This is a genomic window from Escherichia sp. MOD1-EC5189 (genome assembly GCF_002966045.1).
In the GTDB taxonomy this organism is placed as follows: Bacteria; Pseudomonadota; Gammaproteobacteria; order Enterobacterales; family Enterobacteriaceae; genus Escherichia; species Escherichia coli_F.
Map to the genome: position 1 here is coordinate 1 of NZ_PTRX01000144.1, position 281 is coordinate 281.

Genomic DNA, 281 nt, shown 5'->3' on the forward strand with positions numbered 1-281 from the left:
GATAAAGTATCGTTCCTGCCATCACCATCGTTTTCCCTGCACCGGTTGCCATGTGAAACAGCAGGTGGCGATAATGCAGCAGCGCATCATCCCGTTTACGTTGCGTGTAATGCAGGTAACGCAGTGCACCATGCTGATAGGGGCGCAGGGCATCTTTCAGGTTTTCCTGAATATAGTCCGGCGTCTGATAGTTATCGTGGAACAGTCCTGGTTCATCGAACTGCTTCAGCCTGTTAAACAGTAGCTTCTCACTGCCGACTGACTTCGGTTTCTTCGCCATG

Annotated in this window: 1 protein-coding gene; it reads right to left on the reverse strand. The window is 50.9% G+C overall.

All coding sequences use genetic code 11. The annotated features are described in order from the left end of the window. On the reverse strand, positions 1-281 hold a 281-nt coding region (locus tag ATB02_RS25970; RefSeq protein ID WP_198600619.1), incomplete at both ends, for a DEAD/DEAH box helicase family protein.